This window comes from Candidatus Omnitrophota bacterium, from assembly GCA_028716165.1.
GTDB lineage: Bacteria > Omnitrophota > Gorgyraeia > JABMRG01 > JABMRG01 > JAQUQI01.
The window spans coordinates 259,169-275,882 of sequence record JAQUQI010000001.1 but is presented as its reverse complement, the minus strand read 5'-3'; the positions used below and the strand labels follow the sequence as shown (position 1 = coordinate 275,882).

General features: G+C 43.9%; 15 protein-coding genes. 12 read left to right on the top strand and 3 right to left on the bottom strand.

The window, feature by feature from the left end; all coding sequences use genetic code 11:
* Positions 1–33: 33 nt before the first annotated feature.
* Together lptF and PHV77_01290 are read right to left on the bottom strand one after the other, a co-directional pair.
* Complete coding sequence (gene lptF, locus PHV77_01295; GenBank protein ID MDD5503937.1) at positions 34–1,149, bottom strand: LPS export ABC transporter permease LptF; 1,116 nt, start codon at positions 1,147–1,149, stop codon at positions 34–36.
* 16 nt (positions 1,150–1,165) lie between these two features.
* Positions 1,166–1,843, bottom strand: a complete 678-nt coding sequence (locus PHV77_01290) for a ComF family protein (GenBank protein MDD5503936.1) — start codon at positions 1,841–1,843, stop codon at positions 1,166–1,168.
* 164 nt (positions 1,844–2,007) lie between these two features.
* Here PHV77_01290 and fba point away from each other — a divergent pair, with 164 nt between their 5' ends.
* The 5 genes from fba to PHV77_01265 all read left to right on the top strand — a co-directional run bounded on the left by fba (position 2,008) and on the right by PHV77_01265 (position 6,402).
* Positions 2,008–2,934, top strand: coding sequence for a class II fructose-1,6-bisphosphate aldolase (gene fba, locus PHV77_01285; GenBank protein ID MDD5503935.1), 927 nt, complete (start codon positions 2,008–2,010; stop codon positions 2,932–2,934).
* A 3-nt stretch (positions 2,935–2,937) separates the two neighbouring features.
* A complete protein-coding gene (locus PHV77_01280; GenBank protein MDD5503934.1) occupies positions 2,938–3,603 on the top strand; it encodes an HD domain-containing protein in 666 nt (221 codons plus the stop codon).
* An 11-nt stretch (positions 3,604–3,614) separates the two neighbouring features.
* Positions 3,615–5,228, top strand: a complete 1,614-nt coding sequence (locus PHV77_01275) for a Na/Pi cotransporter family protein (GenBank protein MDD5503933.1) — start codon at positions 3,615–3,617, stop codon at positions 5,226–5,228.
* 21 nt (positions 5,229–5,249) lie between these two features.
* Complete coding sequence (locus PHV77_01270; protein MDD5503932.1) at positions 5,250–5,444, top strand: DUF6485 family protein; 195 nt, start codon at positions 5,250–5,252, stop codon at positions 5,442–5,444.
* A 97-nt stretch (positions 5,445–5,541) separates the two neighbouring features.
* Entirely contained in the window at positions 5,542–6,402 is an 861-nt protein-coding gene (locus PHV77_01265; protein ID MDD5503931.1) for a TIGR01212 family radical SAM protein, read from the top strand.
* A 56-nt stretch (positions 6,403–6,458) separates the two neighbouring features.
* On the opposite strand, the gene PHV77_01260 is transcribed toward PHV77_01265, so the two are convergent.
* A complete protein-coding gene (locus PHV77_01260; protein MDD5503930.1) occupies positions 6,459–7,949 on the bottom strand; it encodes a glycosyltransferase family 39 protein in 1,491 nt (496 codons plus the stop codon).
* A gap of 220 nt (positions 7,950–8,169) precedes the next feature.
* On the opposite strand from PHV77_01260, the gene PHV77_01255 reads away from it, so the two are divergent.
* The 7 genes from PHV77_01255 to PHV77_01225 all read left to right on the top strand — a co-directional run.
* Complete coding sequence (locus PHV77_01255; protein ID MDD5503929.1) at positions 8,170–9,576, top strand: radical SAM protein; 1,407 nt, start codon at positions 8,170–8,172, stop codon at positions 9,574–9,576.
* Between the two features lie 7 nt (positions 9,577–9,583).
* Positions 9,584–10,768 (top strand): radical SAM protein, encoded by a 1,185-nt coding sequence (locus PHV77_01250; GenBank protein MDD5503928.1) that lies wholly within the window; start codon positions 9,584–9,586, stop codon positions 10,766–10,768.
* Positions 10,755–12,008, top strand: coding sequence for a radical SAM protein (locus PHV77_01245; protein MDD5503927.1), 1,254 nt, complete (start codon positions 10,755–10,757; stop codon positions 12,006–12,008). The genes PHV77_01250 and PHV77_01245 overlap by 14 nt, the downstream gene beginning before the upstream one ends.
* 30 nt (positions 12,009–12,038) lie before the next feature.
* Positions 12,039–13,214 carry a radical SAM protein gene (locus PHV77_01240; protein MDD5503926.1) on the top strand — a complete coding sequence of 392 codons (1,176 nt, stop codon included), beginning with the start codon at positions 12,039–12,041 and terminating at the stop codon, positions 13,212–13,214.
* A 110-nt stretch (positions 13,215–13,324) separates the two neighbouring features.
* Positions 13,325–14,485, top strand: a complete 1,161-nt coding sequence (locus tag PHV77_01235; GenBank protein MDD5503925.1) for a glycosyltransferase family 4 protein — start codon at positions 13,325–13,327, stop codon at positions 14,483–14,485.
* Positions 14,486–14,489: 4 nt separating this feature from the next.
* Positions 14,490–15,269, top strand: coding sequence for an ABC transporter permease (locus PHV77_01230; GenBank protein MDD5503924.1), 780 nt, complete (start codon positions 14,490–14,492; stop codon positions 15,267–15,269).
* Positions 15,270–16,714: ABC transporter ATP-binding protein (locus PHV77_01225; protein MDD5503923.1), on the top strand; the 1,445-nt coding region annotated here is incomplete at its 3' end.

The window sequence follows — 16,714 nt, the reverse complement described above, 5'->3', positions numbered from 1 at the left end:
TGACCGGATCCGCGGGCCCGACTTTCGCCGCTTTTATTGTTCAATAATACGCGATGTTAATATCAAACCCGTGACAAGGTAGACAAGGTTTGCCGCCCACACTCCCATTATGGGCGGTATTATACCGCGTAACGCTAATGCCATGCCGCCGAACAGCATGAAATAATACAATACCAGTATAATCAGGCTGATAGCGAAGCCGATTGATTTTTCGCGCCTTTTGGTGTTTATTGCCAGCGGTAATGCTACCAGGGTGAAAACAAAACTTGAGAATGCCATGGAGATCTTTCTGTGTATCTCGGTGAGCCTTTCGTTTGTGTTGGTCCTGATATATTCAGGGCTTTTGCCCGATGATTTTAATTTTGCTATGTCTTCTTTTAATTCTTTGATAGTCATTGATTTTGGTTTTTTTTCAATGCTATCCGGCGATATGCTTTTTTCCGCGTTAAGTGTCATGTCATAAGTCCCGAAATTCAGTTTATAGAATACGCTTGGGTCGTCGGGATTCGGCTCATCAACTGAACCGTTTGACAGCCTTAATGTTATCATGCCCCTGCCCGGGTGGAGAATAAATTCCCCGCTTTCCGCGATTATTGTCCGCGCCGGCCCTTTTTCTTGCAGATGATAGATGAGAACGCCGTCAAGTTTATTGCCTTCAATCCTGTCAATTCTTACTATATAGCCTTTGAATGTCTTGATAAACACGCCGGGTTCAAGATATGCCGTCGGGTTTTTCAGGGCAACGCCCTTGACCAATTTATAAGAAGCGTAATGTGAAGCGGGCAAGACCGTGTTGTTTAAATAGACGGAGGCGAGGCTTATGATAAAAGCGATAATTATAACCGGAAGACCTATTTTGTAAAGGCTGATACCGCTTGCTTTCATCGCGATCACTTCGTTATCGGACGCGAGCCTGCTGAAACAGACCATCGTTGCCGTCAAAAGGGCCATCGGTATCGTGTAGCTTAATATATAGGGAGTAAGGTAAAGGAATAGTTTCATGATGTCTGATACATCAACCCCTTTATTTATCATCAGATCAGCGAGCTTGAATATATTGCCTATAAGCAGGACAAAGGTGAAAACCGCCAGGGAACCGGCCAAAGGGAAGAACAGCTCTTTTAATATATAATTTCTTAATATTCTCATCGTGTTATCGGGCCTATTAAATGCCGCGCGCCAAAGTCATGGCAAACACCGCGCCCGAACCTCCTGTTTTCAGGGCTTTGGCGCATTCGTTTATCGTGGAACCTGTAGTGAACACATCATCAATTATCATAACGCGTTTATCCCGTATATCTATCTGTTTTCGGCAGGAAAAGGCGTCTTTCACATTGGTCAGCCTTTGCGCCCTCCTAAGGCCTGCCTGCGCGTTTGTCGCAAAGTTCTTTTTAAGAGCGTTTTTATAGGCGATATCCGTTTTTTTTGACAGGCCTTTTGCGAGTATTTCCGATTGGTTAAATCCCCTTACCCTTTCATCCGGGCCGAGCATAGGAACGGATATTATAGTCTCTATCCCCTTATCCGCCATCTTCGCCGCAAAAAGGCCGTGCAGAAGCTGGACAAAAGCGCGTTTCAGGAAAAGTTTTTTTTCATATTTAAATTTATGTATCAGTTCCCTGACCAGCCCGTCGTAAATACAGCAGTGGCAGGTCTTTTCTAAAAAAGGATAAACGTTGTCCGCGGGGCAGTATCCGTCAGAGAAGGGTGTAAGTTTTTCAAGGCATTTTCGGCAAAGAAAAAGGTCGTTGTCGTATCCAAGGGGCTCGCCGCACCCTTGGCAGTAAACGGGGAAAATCAAATTCAATACGGCTTTGGATATGTCCAGGAAGGTATGCGTCATATCCAAATAATACCATCAAATGCTTCTGTTGTCAACGAAGCTTTACCCCTTAAACCCCTGGAGAAAAAAATAAAATATTTCTTGCATATATTTTATTTTTCCATATAATAATGTTAACTTTCCTATTACATCAACAAATACTAATAACAGAAAGGGGTAGGTCCATGGCTTTTATTTCATCCAAGGAAATGTTCCAAAAGGCCTTAAAGGGCGGTTATGCTGTAGGCGCTTTCAATGTCAATAATATGGAGATAGTCCAGGGCATCACCGAAGCTATCAAAGAAAAGAAGGCGCCTGTCATATTACAGGTATCAGCCGGAGCCCGTAAGTACGCAAAACATGCTTATCTTTTGCACCTTATAGAAGCGGCCATGGAGGATACTGGGCTTGATATAGTGCTCCATCTTGACCATGGGGAAGATTTTGAAATATGCAAGGCCTGCATAGACGGCGGATTCACGTCTGTCATGATAGACGGTTCAAAGCACCCCCTTGAGGAAAATATCCGCCTTACAAAACAAGTTGTTGATTACGCCCATCGTAAAGGTGTGGTGGTTGAGGCGGAGCTTGGCAGGCTCAAGGGTATAGAGGACAATATATCCGTATCTGAAAAGGAAGCAATATTGACAGACCCCAAAGAGGCGGTAAGGATAGTTAAAGAAACAGGCTGTGATTCTCTTGCCATTGCGATAGGGACAAGCCATGGCGCTTACAAATTTAGCGGCGAGCCAAAATTGTATTTTGACAGGCTTAAAGAAATACAGGATGCCCTGCCCGGATACCCTCTTGTTCTCCACGGAGCTTCAAGCGTATTGCCTGAACTGGTGGAGATATGCAATCAACATGGAGGCAAATTGCCCGGCGCTAAAGGGGTCCCGGAGCCGGCGATAACCAAGGCATCCGGCATGAATGTATGCAAGGTCAATATTGACACAGACCTTAGACTGGCAATGACTGCCACAATACGCTCCGAGTTTGACCGCAACCCCGCTAATTTTGATCCCAGAAATTACCTGGGCCCCGCGCGTGAAGCGATAAAGAAGGTTGTTGCCCACAAGATTGACATACTTGGCTGTGCCAACAAGGCATAATGTATGGCCAAACCTTATATATCAAAATATATAGAAGACACATATATAGAAATGATATTAAGGTTTGCTATAGCCGCGGAATATAAAGACAATGAAATAGGAAGCCATATTATCAGGGTAAGCGATTATTCCACGGCCATAGCAAGGGCATTGAATTTTTCTTCAAAGAAACTCAAGGTCATCAGATTTGCTTCCATAATGCATGATATCGGCAAAATAGGTGTTTCAAGCGATATACTCCGCAAAAAAGACATAACCGCCCAGGATTATGATAAAATAAAAGAGCATACCAGGATAGGCGGCAGGATATTCGCGGGCTCTCTTTCACCGGTCCTTCAGGCGGCAGGCGAGATAGCGCTTTATCATCATGAATGGTTTAACGGCAGTGGTTATCCTTTCGGCCTGCGCGGCAAACAAATACCTTTATACGCGAGAATAGTCACTCTTGCAGACGCGTTTGACGCCATAGTTTCGGAAAGGCCTTATAAAAAGCCGGAGACCATGGATTATGCCATAGAGGCTATAAAGAAAAGAAGCGGGAGCCAGTTTGATCCAGGCATGGTAGACGTATTTTCCAGGATTATACCATCCATAAAAGACATATTAAAAGCCGCCAATACTATAGATAATTTTTTAAAAGAGAATAAAAGGTTCCTTAAGGCCCTTTAGAAAGAAGGTTTATGCTCAAAGAACTTGTGTTCGGTATATTTGGGGGTTTAGGTCTTTTTGTATATGGTATACATATCATGGGAGACGGCCTTCAGAGGGTCGCGGGTGATAAATTTCGCAATGTCTTAAAAGCGCTTACTTCAAACCCGTTTAAGGGTATGCTGGTCGGCACAGGCATTACCGCCTTGATACAAAGCTCCAGCGCCACGACAGTATTGGTGGTCGGTTTCGTCAACGCCGGGCTTATGACTCTCTCGCAGTCTTTGGGCGTTATATTTGGGGCCAATATCGGCACTACGATAACGGCACAAATCATTGCCTTTAAACTAACAGATTACGCCCTGCCTATTATCGGTATAGGCATGGTACTTTATGTTTTTACCAGGAAAAGATTCTGGCGGTTCTTAGGTCTTTTTTGCCTTGGTTTTGGCATATTGTTTTTGGGCCTTAAGATCATGACAAGCGTTGTAGGGCCTTTCGCGAACAGCCCCATGGTAACGAATGCCTTCATGCTCATAAACGGAAGGGTCCTATATGGCGTATTGACCGGATTGGTTGTGACAGCTGTCTTGCAAAGCTCAAGCGTTACAGTCGGCATTATTTTAGGTCTTGCCTCGGTAGGGCTCTTGAGCGTGGAGGGCGCTATCCCTATCATACTCGGCGCCAATATAGGCACTTGTGTCACAGTCATAATAGCTTCTATCGGCACCAATATCGCCTCAAAGAGGACTGCCGCCGCGCATCTTCTTTATAATATTATCGGAGCTTTGATTTTTCTTATTGTGCTTGGGCCTTTTACAGCGCTTGTTATGCATACCTCGCATGACGGTTTAAGGCAGATTGCCAATGCCCATACCATCATGAAGGTGATAGAGACTCTGATATATCTTCCTTTCATAGGTCTTTTTGCCAAAGCGGTAGAGCGTCTTATCCCTGGCGAAGATATTACTATAGAAACAGGCCCGAAATATCTGGAAAAGCATCTTATAAATACCCCGATATTTGCCCTTGACGCCGCGGTAAAAGAGATAACGAGGATGGCGCAATCGGCAAAAGTCATGGTTGACGAAGCGGCAAGCGGGTTCCTTAATCTTGATGAAAGAATTTTGAAAAACCTGCCCCAGAGAGAAAACGCTTTAGACGGGCTGCAAGAGTCTATCACGGATTATCTTATGATGCTGACACAGCGCGATTTAAGCGAAGAAGAGGCCCGCAGGATACCGGCGCTTTTACATTCTGTCAATGACATAGAGAGGATAGGAGACCATTCAGAGAATATAATGGAGCTTGCCTTGAGAAGGATAAGCTCTGATTTGTCATTCAGCCAGGGCGCCGTAGATGAGATCAAGATAATGTTGTCTCATGTAGACGACATGATTACTCGCGCTATTGAAGCGTTGTCGGAAAATTCGGTCCAAAAGGCAAAAAAGGTCTTGCAGATTGAGGACAAGGTAAATGAGCTTACCGAACTATTTCGTAAAAACCACATAGACAGGCTTGGCCAGAACAGATGTAATGTTCTCTCCGGTATAGTTTTTCTGGATATGTTAAGTAATTTTGAAAAAATCGGCGACCATGTAACAAATATCGCCCAAGCGGTAATGGGCAGGCTGCAGTGGAATTAGAGCTTTTAAAAGGCGGTTTTTATGGAGTGTAAAAAAACGCAGAATATAAAGGTCTGCAATTGCAGTTACGAATCTTGCGATAGGCGAGGCGTATGCTGTGAGTGCGTTGCCTATCACAGAAAAAGAAAAGAACTGCCGGCCTGCTATTTTTCCACCGATACTGAAAAAACATGGGACCGCAGTATTGAGAATTTTATCAGAAACTACAAGGCTTGACCGGGTAATGCCGGTATCTTGCCAATAGTTATATAGGATATGCCGTTTTTTTCGGCATATCCTTTTTGTTTATTAACCGCTTAAAATCCAGGTTTTTATGAGCAGGATAAGGTATTCAGACTATCTTAAGAAGAGGTTTGGCGCAAAGACCCACAGGATATGCATAGACGCCGGTTTTTCATGCCCAAACAGAGACGGAAGGATAAGCACGCTTGGATGCGTATATTGCGATAACAGGGCTTTCAGCTATCCCATTCGCGCGCAGGCTTTTTCTTCAATAGAAGAACAGATAGCTTCCGGTATGCTCGCGGCAAGAAAGCGTTTTAAGGCCAAAAAATTTATCGCTTATTTTCAAGCGCATACCAATACATACGCGCCCCGGCAGATTTTAAAAGAAACCTATGACAAGGTAAGAAAATTCAAAGATATTGTGTCCATATCAATAGCTACAAGGCCGGACTGCGTTGATGATGACGTGATCAGGCTTATAGCCGGTTATGCCCCGGATTATGAAGTTTGGATTGAATATGGGCTTCAAAGCATACACGACGGCAGTTTGCGATTAATTAATCGCGGCCATGGCTATAATGATTTTTTAAAGGCGTTTACCCTGACCAGAAAATACCCCATAAAGATATGCGTCCATGTCATACTGGGCCTTCCGGGCGAGACCGAGGAGATGATGATGCAGACCGCCGAACAGATGTCAAGGCTGGCCATAGACGGTATCAAGATACACCCGTTGTATGTGGTAAGAGGAACGGCGCTTGAGCGTATGTATAATAGAAATAAATATGCGCCTTTAAGCCTTGAAGAGTATTCCAGGATATTGCAAAGGTTTATGGGGCTGTTATCAGACGATATTATTGTCCAAAGGTCAAGCGCGTATTGCCCCAAAGATATGCTGGTCTGCCCCGAATGGGTGTCGGAAAGAAAAAATAGCGCCCTCTTTTTTTAAAGGCCGCGCGCTGGAAACAGGCTATGCCAGGCGCTTTATTGGAAAACAAGGGTATTTTATTCTTTGAATCTGAATATCCATATGCCGTCAATTTGGACGTTTAGATCTTTTTTATGCTTCCCGAACAGCTCGGCTAAGACATTTATTGAATTTACGTCAAGGCTTAGATCACGCGGCCAATCACAGGCAATGACCCATAAGGCGCCATTGGCAGGTATTCTAATGCTTGTAACGTCAAGTTGTTTTTCTGCTTGCCTGAAAGGCCTGTTCCAGTTAGTGTCAACCGCGCCCGGGGCGAAGAGAAAATACTGATTGCGGCAGTTGATTTGTCCGTAATAGCTCAACGGGATTAAGGTCGTGTAATTTGTGTGAGCTATGGCATCATAAGGCCCCAGGCGGTCGTTTATGAATTTTATGATGTTTCCGAAAAGTTTTTTTAAATGAACGCCCGTATGATGTTCCACAGGCGAGAACATACAATTATTGAAATAACATATCAGCCCAAGAGCCACAAGATACATAAAAACAAAAAATATTATTACCCTTATACCCTTCGCCTGAAAAAAATACTTTATCCCGAAAGCCAAAAGAACATAATAATAAGGGCTGAAAAGCATTAATCCCCGGTCTAAATACAAAGGGAAAAAAATTTTTGAAACAAAAAAGACAGATAGTATCGGAACGAAGCATAATATGGACATAAATGCTGTTGGTATGGCCCATGCCCTGTTTCTTGTGGCTGATAAAAAAGACCCGGATAGAAATAGAACGCTAAAAAAAAGGGATAACTTGTACGCAAGCGGCCACACATTATAGCCAAGATTAAAATTTTCAATCGTGATTAACAGCGAACCCGCGCTGACATGAGGTATCCAGAATCCGTTTTTTACGTAAAAAAGTTTATGGGCAAATTTTACCGCCTGCGGCAGGAATAATAGCCCAATCGCGCAAAGGAGTATGGCGAATATCCGAAAGCGCTTGCGATAAAGAATCAGTAATGATAGCGCGTGGGCTGAGATCAAAAATAAACTAAAATATGTGATGTCGCAATATAGCAGTAAGACAGAGAACAGGACGTATAGGATAAAATTTTTGTTTTTCCGTGATACTAAAGACTGCCAAAAGAAATATGTTGAAGCTATTCCGAGGAGCACGATTAAGCTGTAAGGCCGCGCCTCCTGGGCATACCAGATCTGAAGCGATGAAAAGCCCATAAGAGCGCCCGCTAATATGCCTGTGCTAAAGCTGTAGAGCCGTTTACCCGTAATGAAACAGGCATATACGCTTAACAGGCTGAATATCAGGGAGGGAAAGCGCAGCGCGAATTCCGAAGCGCCGAATATTTTTATCCAATAATGTAAAAACATAAAATATAGTGGCGGATTCCAACTACTACAGAATTTTTGACCTATGAGTATGCTTAATACTTCATCATACCACAGGTCATTGGACCCCAACTTGTAAAGCCTAAGAGCCAGGGCAGCCAAAAGAAGCACAAACAGCGCCCAAATTTTTTTGTCAGCAATTTTTTGTTTAAATTCCGGCATACCCTGCCCCCGGTTTGAAGTCTTATATTGTTTCAATTATACGTCTTATGGATTTATAAAGTCAATCCGTTATTATATAAACTTAATAATATCCATACACTAAATGAATATTATGCTCTAAGCGGTGTATTGAACGGAGAAATTGAACATTGACATTCGTAAGTAGTGATATATAATATAAATACATGCAGTTAATCCGCGTTTACATTCAAATTTTATTATGAATTTTAAGCCGACCGACATATTGCTGATACAGTGCCCCCCATGGGATATAGATATGCCGCCATTGGGAGTATGCTATTTGGACAGTTATTTAAGCAGGCATTCATATACGGTATCTGTTTTTGACCTGAATATTGCCTTGTATAATGAGGTTGGCAGTAATTTGAAATATTTGTGGGAACAAAAAAGCTATGATTGGTGGACAAGCGGCGTATTGTTTGAAGAAATCTGGCCCAAACTCAAGGATCTCGCGTATCGGAATATTGATAAGATCTTGAAGCGTTTTGAGACTCGGAATATAGGTTTTTCGGTTAATTTCGCGGGCATAAAGCTGACATCAGAGATAATCAAACATATCCGTTCAACGGACAAGAAGGTGAATATTATAGTCGGAGGCTGGGCCTGCCAAAACGAACATATGCGCGGCTTGCTCCCGAAGGACATGGTGGACGTTTTCGTGGTTGGAGAGGGAGAGGAGACTCTGGCGGAAGTTTTGGAGGCGCTTAATGGCCGCGCGCTAAAAAACGAAGTCCGCGGCGCGATTTTTAATAAAGATTCAGGCCATATTTACAAGCAAAGGCCGTCGATAATGGATTTGGACTCCATACCATGGCCCACTTTTTCATGCTTGGATTTAAGTATGTATAAATTCAGGAAACTGCCGATTTTTTCCAGCAGGGGCTGTATAGGCAACTGTAGTTTTTGTAACGATCATTCATCATCAAAACCCTATCGTTTCCGCAGTGCTCAAAATATATTTGACGAGATCAGATACCATGTAATTCATAATCACGTGATGGATTTCAGTTTTAAGGACCTTCTTTGTAACGGTAACCTTGAACAGCTTGATAGATTGTGCGATCTTATAATAGGTTCAGGCCTGGATATAAGATGGGATTCCCAGGCTATAGCGCGCAAAGAAATGACCTATGAGTTTTTGCGCAAGCTTAAGAAAGCGGGATGCCGCACTCTTGTATATGGCGTTGAAAGTTTCTCTGACAATGTCTTAAGAAGAATGAGAAAAATTTTTACCGCGAAAATAGCCGAAAACGTGATAATGGATACCTGCGCGGCGGGAATATACGCTTATGTCAATATAATAGTAGGTTTCCCCGGGGAGACCGAAGATAATTTCATCCAAACCTGTCAGGCCATGAGACGTATAAGCGCCAGCAGTTTGGTAAAGGTAAGCGCTGTCAGCGTGTGCCTGATAAATTTTGGCTCTGAACTCAATGCGCGGCATGAAGATTACGGCCTCCTCCTGCCGGATGACCCGGCGATAAGGGCTAAGCAGTGGGCCAGTTCCGACGGCAGAAATACATATGAAATAAGAAACGAAAGGGCGCGTAGGATGCTGGAATTAATAGAAAAACTCGGCCTGACTTACGCTACTGCCACTATTTAGGCGCAATATGACGGAAGATCTCTTGCTCAAAGGCATATTGGACGGCTCCAGAGCTTTTACCGGCCCGGAGATTGTGCAATTTGATATTACGGACAGATGCAATAATAATTGCCTTTGCTGCTGGAACAGGTCTCCTCTGCTTGGCGAACTTTCCTCTGATAAAAAGAAAGATATGGAAGGCGAATTGCCTTTTGCCGTAATAAAGAGGGTAATAGAGGAGCTTAAAGGCATGGGCACTATGACCTTATTCTTTGCCGGAGGAGGAGAACCTTTTATACACCCCGATATCATGGATATCCTTGAATGCGCCAAATATCATGGTATGAAGGTGTGCATGAACACTAATTTTACTCTACTGGATGAGAAAAAGATAAGAAAGATTGTTGACTTAAAAGTTGACCACATCCATGTCAGCCTGCATGCCGGCACTCCTGAAAGCTATGCGCGTATGCATCCAAACAAGGAAAAGCGCGTGTTCAATAACTTGAAGGAATTGTTGTGTTATACCGCGCGCGTAAAAAAAGAATATGGCCAGCATATATTTACTCCTTTACCGCACATTAACTTGTATTATGTTATAACTAATGTTAATTTCATGGAAATAGATGAAATGGTCAGGTTTGCGCAGATTGTTGAAGCCGACAGCCTTGAGTTTGTGCCTGTGGATGTGATACCGGGCAAGACAGATAAGCTTCTGCTTAATAAGGAACAAATTGACTCGGTGTCCGGAAACATCAGGACGCAGTTGGCCTGCCTAAAAGAGTATAACAGCGGAAACAGGCAAATTAAACTTTTTATTGAGCAGTATGAAAATTTTTTAAAGAGGCTTGCGTCGCCTGACGCAGTCAAAGGCATATATGAACACGCAACGGTTCCCATGCAGCCATGTTATACCGGGTGGGCCTTCGCGAGAATAAATGCCTGTGGTGACGTGAACCCCTGCCTCAAAGCCTCGCGTATCCGCGTCGGTAATGTATATGAGGATTCTTTTTGCCGGATATGGAATAATGGCGCCGAACGTCTGTTCAGGGAAAAATCTTTCAAACTGGATTTTGACGATCCTTATTTTTGTCAAATAGGTAATGACCCAGGGCACGCTTCAGGCTGTTTGAACAGCTGTGACAATATACAGATAAATCTGGATATACACAACAAATACAGGGACATATTAAAAAGACATGGACGGATTTGATAGATTAATGAAAGACAAGGACAGGCTGTCGGTGGCGGCAGGCATTATGCGCTCGGAAAAGGCTTTTATGGGGCCCGAGGTATTGCATATTGATTTGACTAACAGGTGTAACTTTAATTGTATCGCGTGCTGGTGCAGGTCTCCTCTGTTGAGGGATAAGGCAATGCCGGAATGGGAGAGAAAATTAAGCCTGCCGCTGGATCTGGTCAAAGGTATTTTTGATGATTTGGCCTGTATGGGGGGTTTACGGCAGGTAAAAATAGTTGGCGGCGGCGAACCCTTTATGCACCCGGACATATTGCAGGTCATAAGGTATATAAGGCAGAAAGGCAGGGGTATTGAAATAGATATTAATTCCAATTTTAGCCTTGTTAATGAAAGTATTGCCAGAGAATTATTTGATTTAGGCGTAGATTCTTTTACGATAAGCCTTTGGGCGGGTACGCCCGCGACATATGCCAGGGTGCATCCGAACCAAAGCGAAGATACTTTTAACAAAATAAAGAATACCCTGGCTCGCGTTGATAGCATGAAAAAAGCGGCAGGCTCCGCGCGGCCGCGGGTCACTTTTCATAATGTTATTTTTAACCTGAATTATATGGATATACGCGATATGATAAATTTTGCTCTGGAGGTGAGTGCCGATAATATACAATTTGTCCCTGTTGACACAGTGAAGGGCAAAACCGAAACGCTTTTGCTTGACAGCGCCCAAAGATTGGAATTGCTTAGCAGTCTGCGGGATATAAGGAAAAATTATACCCCCGAAAACCGTTTGTATAAGGATGATTCCGGCCGCATGGTCACCCTTTCCGATTTTGATAGTTTCATCAACCGTGTTGAGAGGATTAACATGTCTACAGGCGCCTATGATGAAGATGTGGTTGAACTGTATCCTTGTTATGCCGGCTGGTTATTTGCCAGGGTGATGGCGACCGGGGATGTCGTGCCTTGCTGTAAAGGGCACCGCATGCCTATGGGTAATTTATATAAAAATAGTTTCCGGGACATATGGTTTTCGGATATATATAATGAATTCAGGCGCAATGGCCTGACGCTTTCAAAAGAAGATCCGTATTTTTCCAGAATAGGAAACGAGGCCGAAGCCAGGACAGGCTGTTATAACTGCGATAATTTGTGGCAGAATATACCGATGCACGCGTGTTTGGAAAAACTAAGAAAAAATCCTCTCCTGCTTAAGGCGGGCGAGGCATTGCTGAAGCTGAAGCGTGAAAAATAATTCGCCAGGCTCTGATAGAAAAGGTTTTATATGAGCTTTTTACGCGACAGGTTTTCGTTTAAGGAAAACAAAAGGCGTCTGCTCAATATAAGGGGTATCGTAAACGGCGCAGCAGCTTTTAAGGGGCCTGATGTCGTGCAGATTGACCTGACGGACAAATGTCGCAGTCATTGTATAGCCTGCTGGCTGCACTCTCCCCTGCACGCTAAACAGGCCAGCGCGGATTTTAAAGACTTGGATTTTACGGCCGCGGAATCGCTTATAAAAGACGCTGCTTTATACGGAGCAAAAGAGATAATAATATCTGGCGGCGGCGAACCCTTTTTGCATCCTCGGATATGGGATGTTCTGGAGCTGATTGAAAAAATGGGGCTGTGTTTTAGAATAAACACAAGCCTTAACGAGTGCGGCAGAAACGACATAAACAGAATAGCGTCTTTTAAAAAGATGGCTTCTATCACGGTAAGCATCTGGGCCGCGAACGGCGACTTATACGCGCGGCTCCATGGCAGAAGCAAAGAGGATTTTCAAAAGACGAAGGAGAATCTGGCGGTATTTAACAGTCTCAAAAGCCCGGGGACATGCTCGTCTTTGTTCTGCCTTATTACTAATTTAAATTATAAATCTACACGGGAAATGAGAGAACTGGCCTCTGTCACAAAAAGCGACGGTATAGAGTTTGGCCTGCCGGACATTATGCCCGGGGTTACGGACAGCCTGCTTCTTAATAGAGGCCAGTTAGATGTTCTTTATGATGATTTTTCGCGGCTCTGCCGTGAAAAAAAACACAAGGCGCGCATAATAAACAAGGATGTTTTTGCCGCGAGGATATTAAATCCGGGCGCCGAGAAGGGTGAATATGACAGCCCTGCCGCCGTTACGCGTTGTTTCGCGGGATGGGTATTTTTGAGGGTCAGGGCGAATGGAGATTATAATTCATGCCTGAAATCCCATCGCATGCCGATAGGCAACGCTTATAATGAAAGTATTTATTCTGTTTGGAATAATGCCCTTCAGCAGAGATTCAGGCGCCAGTCTTTAAAAGTCCCAAAGGATGCGGGATATTTTTCCTATATTGGTAATGCGCCTGAAACGGATACGGGGTGCAAACGCGCCTGCGATAATATACTGGTAAACAGAGGTTTTTATAGGTTTACGCGGCCCTGTTTTGGGCTTTGTGCCGGAAACTGTTATGAAAAAAATTAAAAAATTATTTATTATATTTTTCATGCTGATTATCAGCCTGGCCATGGACACGGCATTATTTATTATAAAAAAGATAAGAGGCAGTTTGTATTTTCCCGGGGGATGATAGGATGAATATACTTATGATAGGCCCGCATGACATCCATTCCGCTTCCGAACCATGGACTACGCGTATAAAAAATTTGGCATGTCAGCTTGCAAAAAAGGGCCATGTTGTTAAGCTTGTTTATTTTCCGCTTGACAATAATAACGCGGGTAAACGATTTCAAGAAAACGGCTATGAGGCCATATCTTTAAGCCGGCGCCTCGGCAGTCTTGTTTTTTTAAAAAACACTGCCCAGATAACAAGGCTGGCCGGCTGGGCGGATGTGGTGCATTTTCAGAAATGCTATTATTACGCGTCACTTCCGGCCCTGATAGGGGCCTGGATTAAAAACAAGCCCGCGCACTATGATTGGGATGACTGGGAGACCAAGATATTTTATTATTCAAACCCCAGGAAGCGTGTTTTAGGCGGGTTTATTCACATGCTTGAAAAACTAATGCCTCTGGCCGTGGACACGGTATCGGTGTCAAGCAGGCGGCTTAAAGAACTCTGCCTTAAAGCGGCGGTCAGAGAGGATGATATCTTCCCCGCGCCTGTCGGGGCAGATATAAATCAATTCAAGCCGTGCCCGGACCAATCCCACGGCATCAAAACGCGTTACAATACAGGTCGTTATCTTGTATTATATATCGGACAACTGCATGGAGGCCAATATGCCGAGCTTTTTATAAAGGCCGCCGGGCTTATACTCAAAAAAACAAAAGAGGTAACGTTTATGATCATAGGCGATGGCTATAGGTCGGTGGAATTAAAGGAACTGGCCTCCGCCCAGGGCTTGGGCCGGCATATGATATTTACGGGGTCTCTGCCCCACGAGATTGTGCCTTCTTATATTAATTCAGCGGATATCTGCGTAGCTTGTTTTGAAGATAATGATATAACCCGGTGTAAAAGCCCTTTAAAAATAGCGGAGTATCTGGCCTGCGGCAAGGCGATTGTGGCAAGCAATGTCGGAGAAGTGGGCAATATGATAAAAGACGCCGGACTTCTGGTAAAGCCGGGTGATTGTTCGGCCCTGGCGGATGGCATATTGAAGCTGGTCAATGACGGAGGATTGAGGCAGGCCCTATCTTCCAGGGCAAGGGCAAGAGCGGTTGAAAAATACAACTGGGATTTTACCGCGTCTTCTTTATTGTCCGCGTATAACAAATATTTGGAGAGGTGAATATATGTTCGTCCAAAGGATGAAAAAAGCCTATAGCCTAAGAGAGACGCTTTTAAGCCTTGCTTTAAGAGATTTTAAATCGCAGTATTCAGGCTCAAGGCTTCATATATGGTGGGCGGTAATCAATCCATTGCTTTTGGCAATAAGCATTAATCTGATTTTTACAAAGGCCTATAAGATAGATACCCCGAATTACACGTTTTTTGTGCTTTCCGGCATAATACCGTGGATGTTTTTTTCCAATTCTGTGCTGGCATCCGTGAATTCGTTCGGCAGTCACGCTTCAATATTAAAACAGGGTATATTGCTTCCGGAATTTATACCGTTATCAGCCGTCCTATCGGCTTTTTTCACTTTTTTAATAGGCCTTTTTTCGCTCTTGCCGTTATTTATTGTATTTAAAATAAAGGTGTTAATGGCCGCGCCTTTATTGTTTGTAGCAGTGTTTTTACAGTTGATTTTTACCGCCGGGCTTGGCATGATCTTCGCGGGCTGGAACGCGTTTTCAAAAGATGCCCCCCATTTCTTTTTTATAACGCTTACAATATGGTTTTGGATAACACCCGTATTCTATAATCTTGATATGCTGCCATATCCTTACCGTTTTATAGGATTGCTCAATCCGATGACACATTTTATCGCCCTGTATAACCGGATATTGTTTGAGGCAAGGCCCCCGTCCATAGGCTGTCTGGGGACTGTTTTTATCATAGCATTATTGTGTTTTTTGTCCGGATATCTATTTTTTTTGCGCAAAGAAAAAGAGATCTTAAAGAGGGTTTAGATGAAACCTATTGAATTTGAAGGGGTCTGGGAAAAGTATAATATCCAATTTATGCAGGATAATAAGGTCTCCTGGGAAGAGATATGGGCCCTGAAGGATATCAATCTCGGCGTGGAGAAAGGAGAGGTATTAGGCATAATCGGGGATAACGGGGCGGGAAAAACGACTATGCTAAAACTCGCGGCCGGCAAGCTGGTGCCGGACAGGGGCCATGTCCGCGTTAACGGAAAGGTATCTGTTTTGATGGATTTGGGCGCCGGTTTTAACCCTGAATTTACCGGCAGGCAGAATCTTGCCATAAACGCGCGGGTCTATGGCCTGGATTCCGGTACGCTTACCAGGCGCATGGACGAGATGATAGATTTTTCCGGCCTGGGGAAGTTTATTGATGCTCCTATTAAATACTATTCTCAAGGCATGTATATGCGCTTGGCATTCGCGCTGGCTATTTTCGTAGAACCGCAGATATTGTTGATTGACGATATTCTTTCCGTAGGCGATCAGGAAGCGCAGGAAAAATGCGTTAAAAAGGTGTTTGAGCTCAAGCAAAAAGGCATGACAATAGTTGTTGTAAGCCATGATATGAATATGATAGATAAATTATGCACGCGCCTTGTCTTGCTGGAGAACGGTTCAATAGTCCAGGAGGGCGGCCCCGGCAGGGTGACATCTTATTATATGGAGACTGTCGGCGACAGGGAGGGTATCGCCGCTATAGAAACAGATAATATCAGGCTGATATTTAATAACGGTAATATGCATTTAAGGTATAAAGGATATGCCGTGACAAAGGCTTCAGGTTTTTATTTTTCATGCAGGTATCACGGCCAGGATAAAGAGATATTATCTTTTAATCTATCGTGGGAAATAGTCAGCGCCTGCCCGGGGAAAATTATTGCCCGCGGCAGTTTGCCTAATGGAGTAGTTTTGCAGGAATGGACGGTTGAATTAGGCAAGGCATGCCTTGACTGGTCGGTAAAGGTTGCGGGAAAAGACCCGAAACAGTTAAGGGCTGATTGTATGTTTATTCCGCAATATAACCTTTGGCATTCGCTTGATGAGCAGGGAGATTTTCCCGATTTTATCCATAAATCCGGATGGCATGATTTAAGTTTGGACAATACGCAGGAAGCGGCGGCCGGTATTTTTGGCGAATCGCAAGGCGCCGTATTGCCCGGTATTATAGCGGAGCAAGCCTTTGTCAGCTGGCAACAGGTCAGATTTTTTAACACAGGTTATCAACAGGAAGCGCGCGTTCTTCAAATATTCTCGGCAGGGTCCGATACGTTCTCGGCAAAATTAAGTTTTATACCGGATAAAAGTGAATTTTTAGAATATCTGCGCGTGCTTAAGGAAAAGCGTGATGACAGCCTCGCCCTCAAGCTCCGGCAGGAACTCTTAAACCGCAGTATATCAAAAGACAACTTAAAGCTTGTAGTTGACCC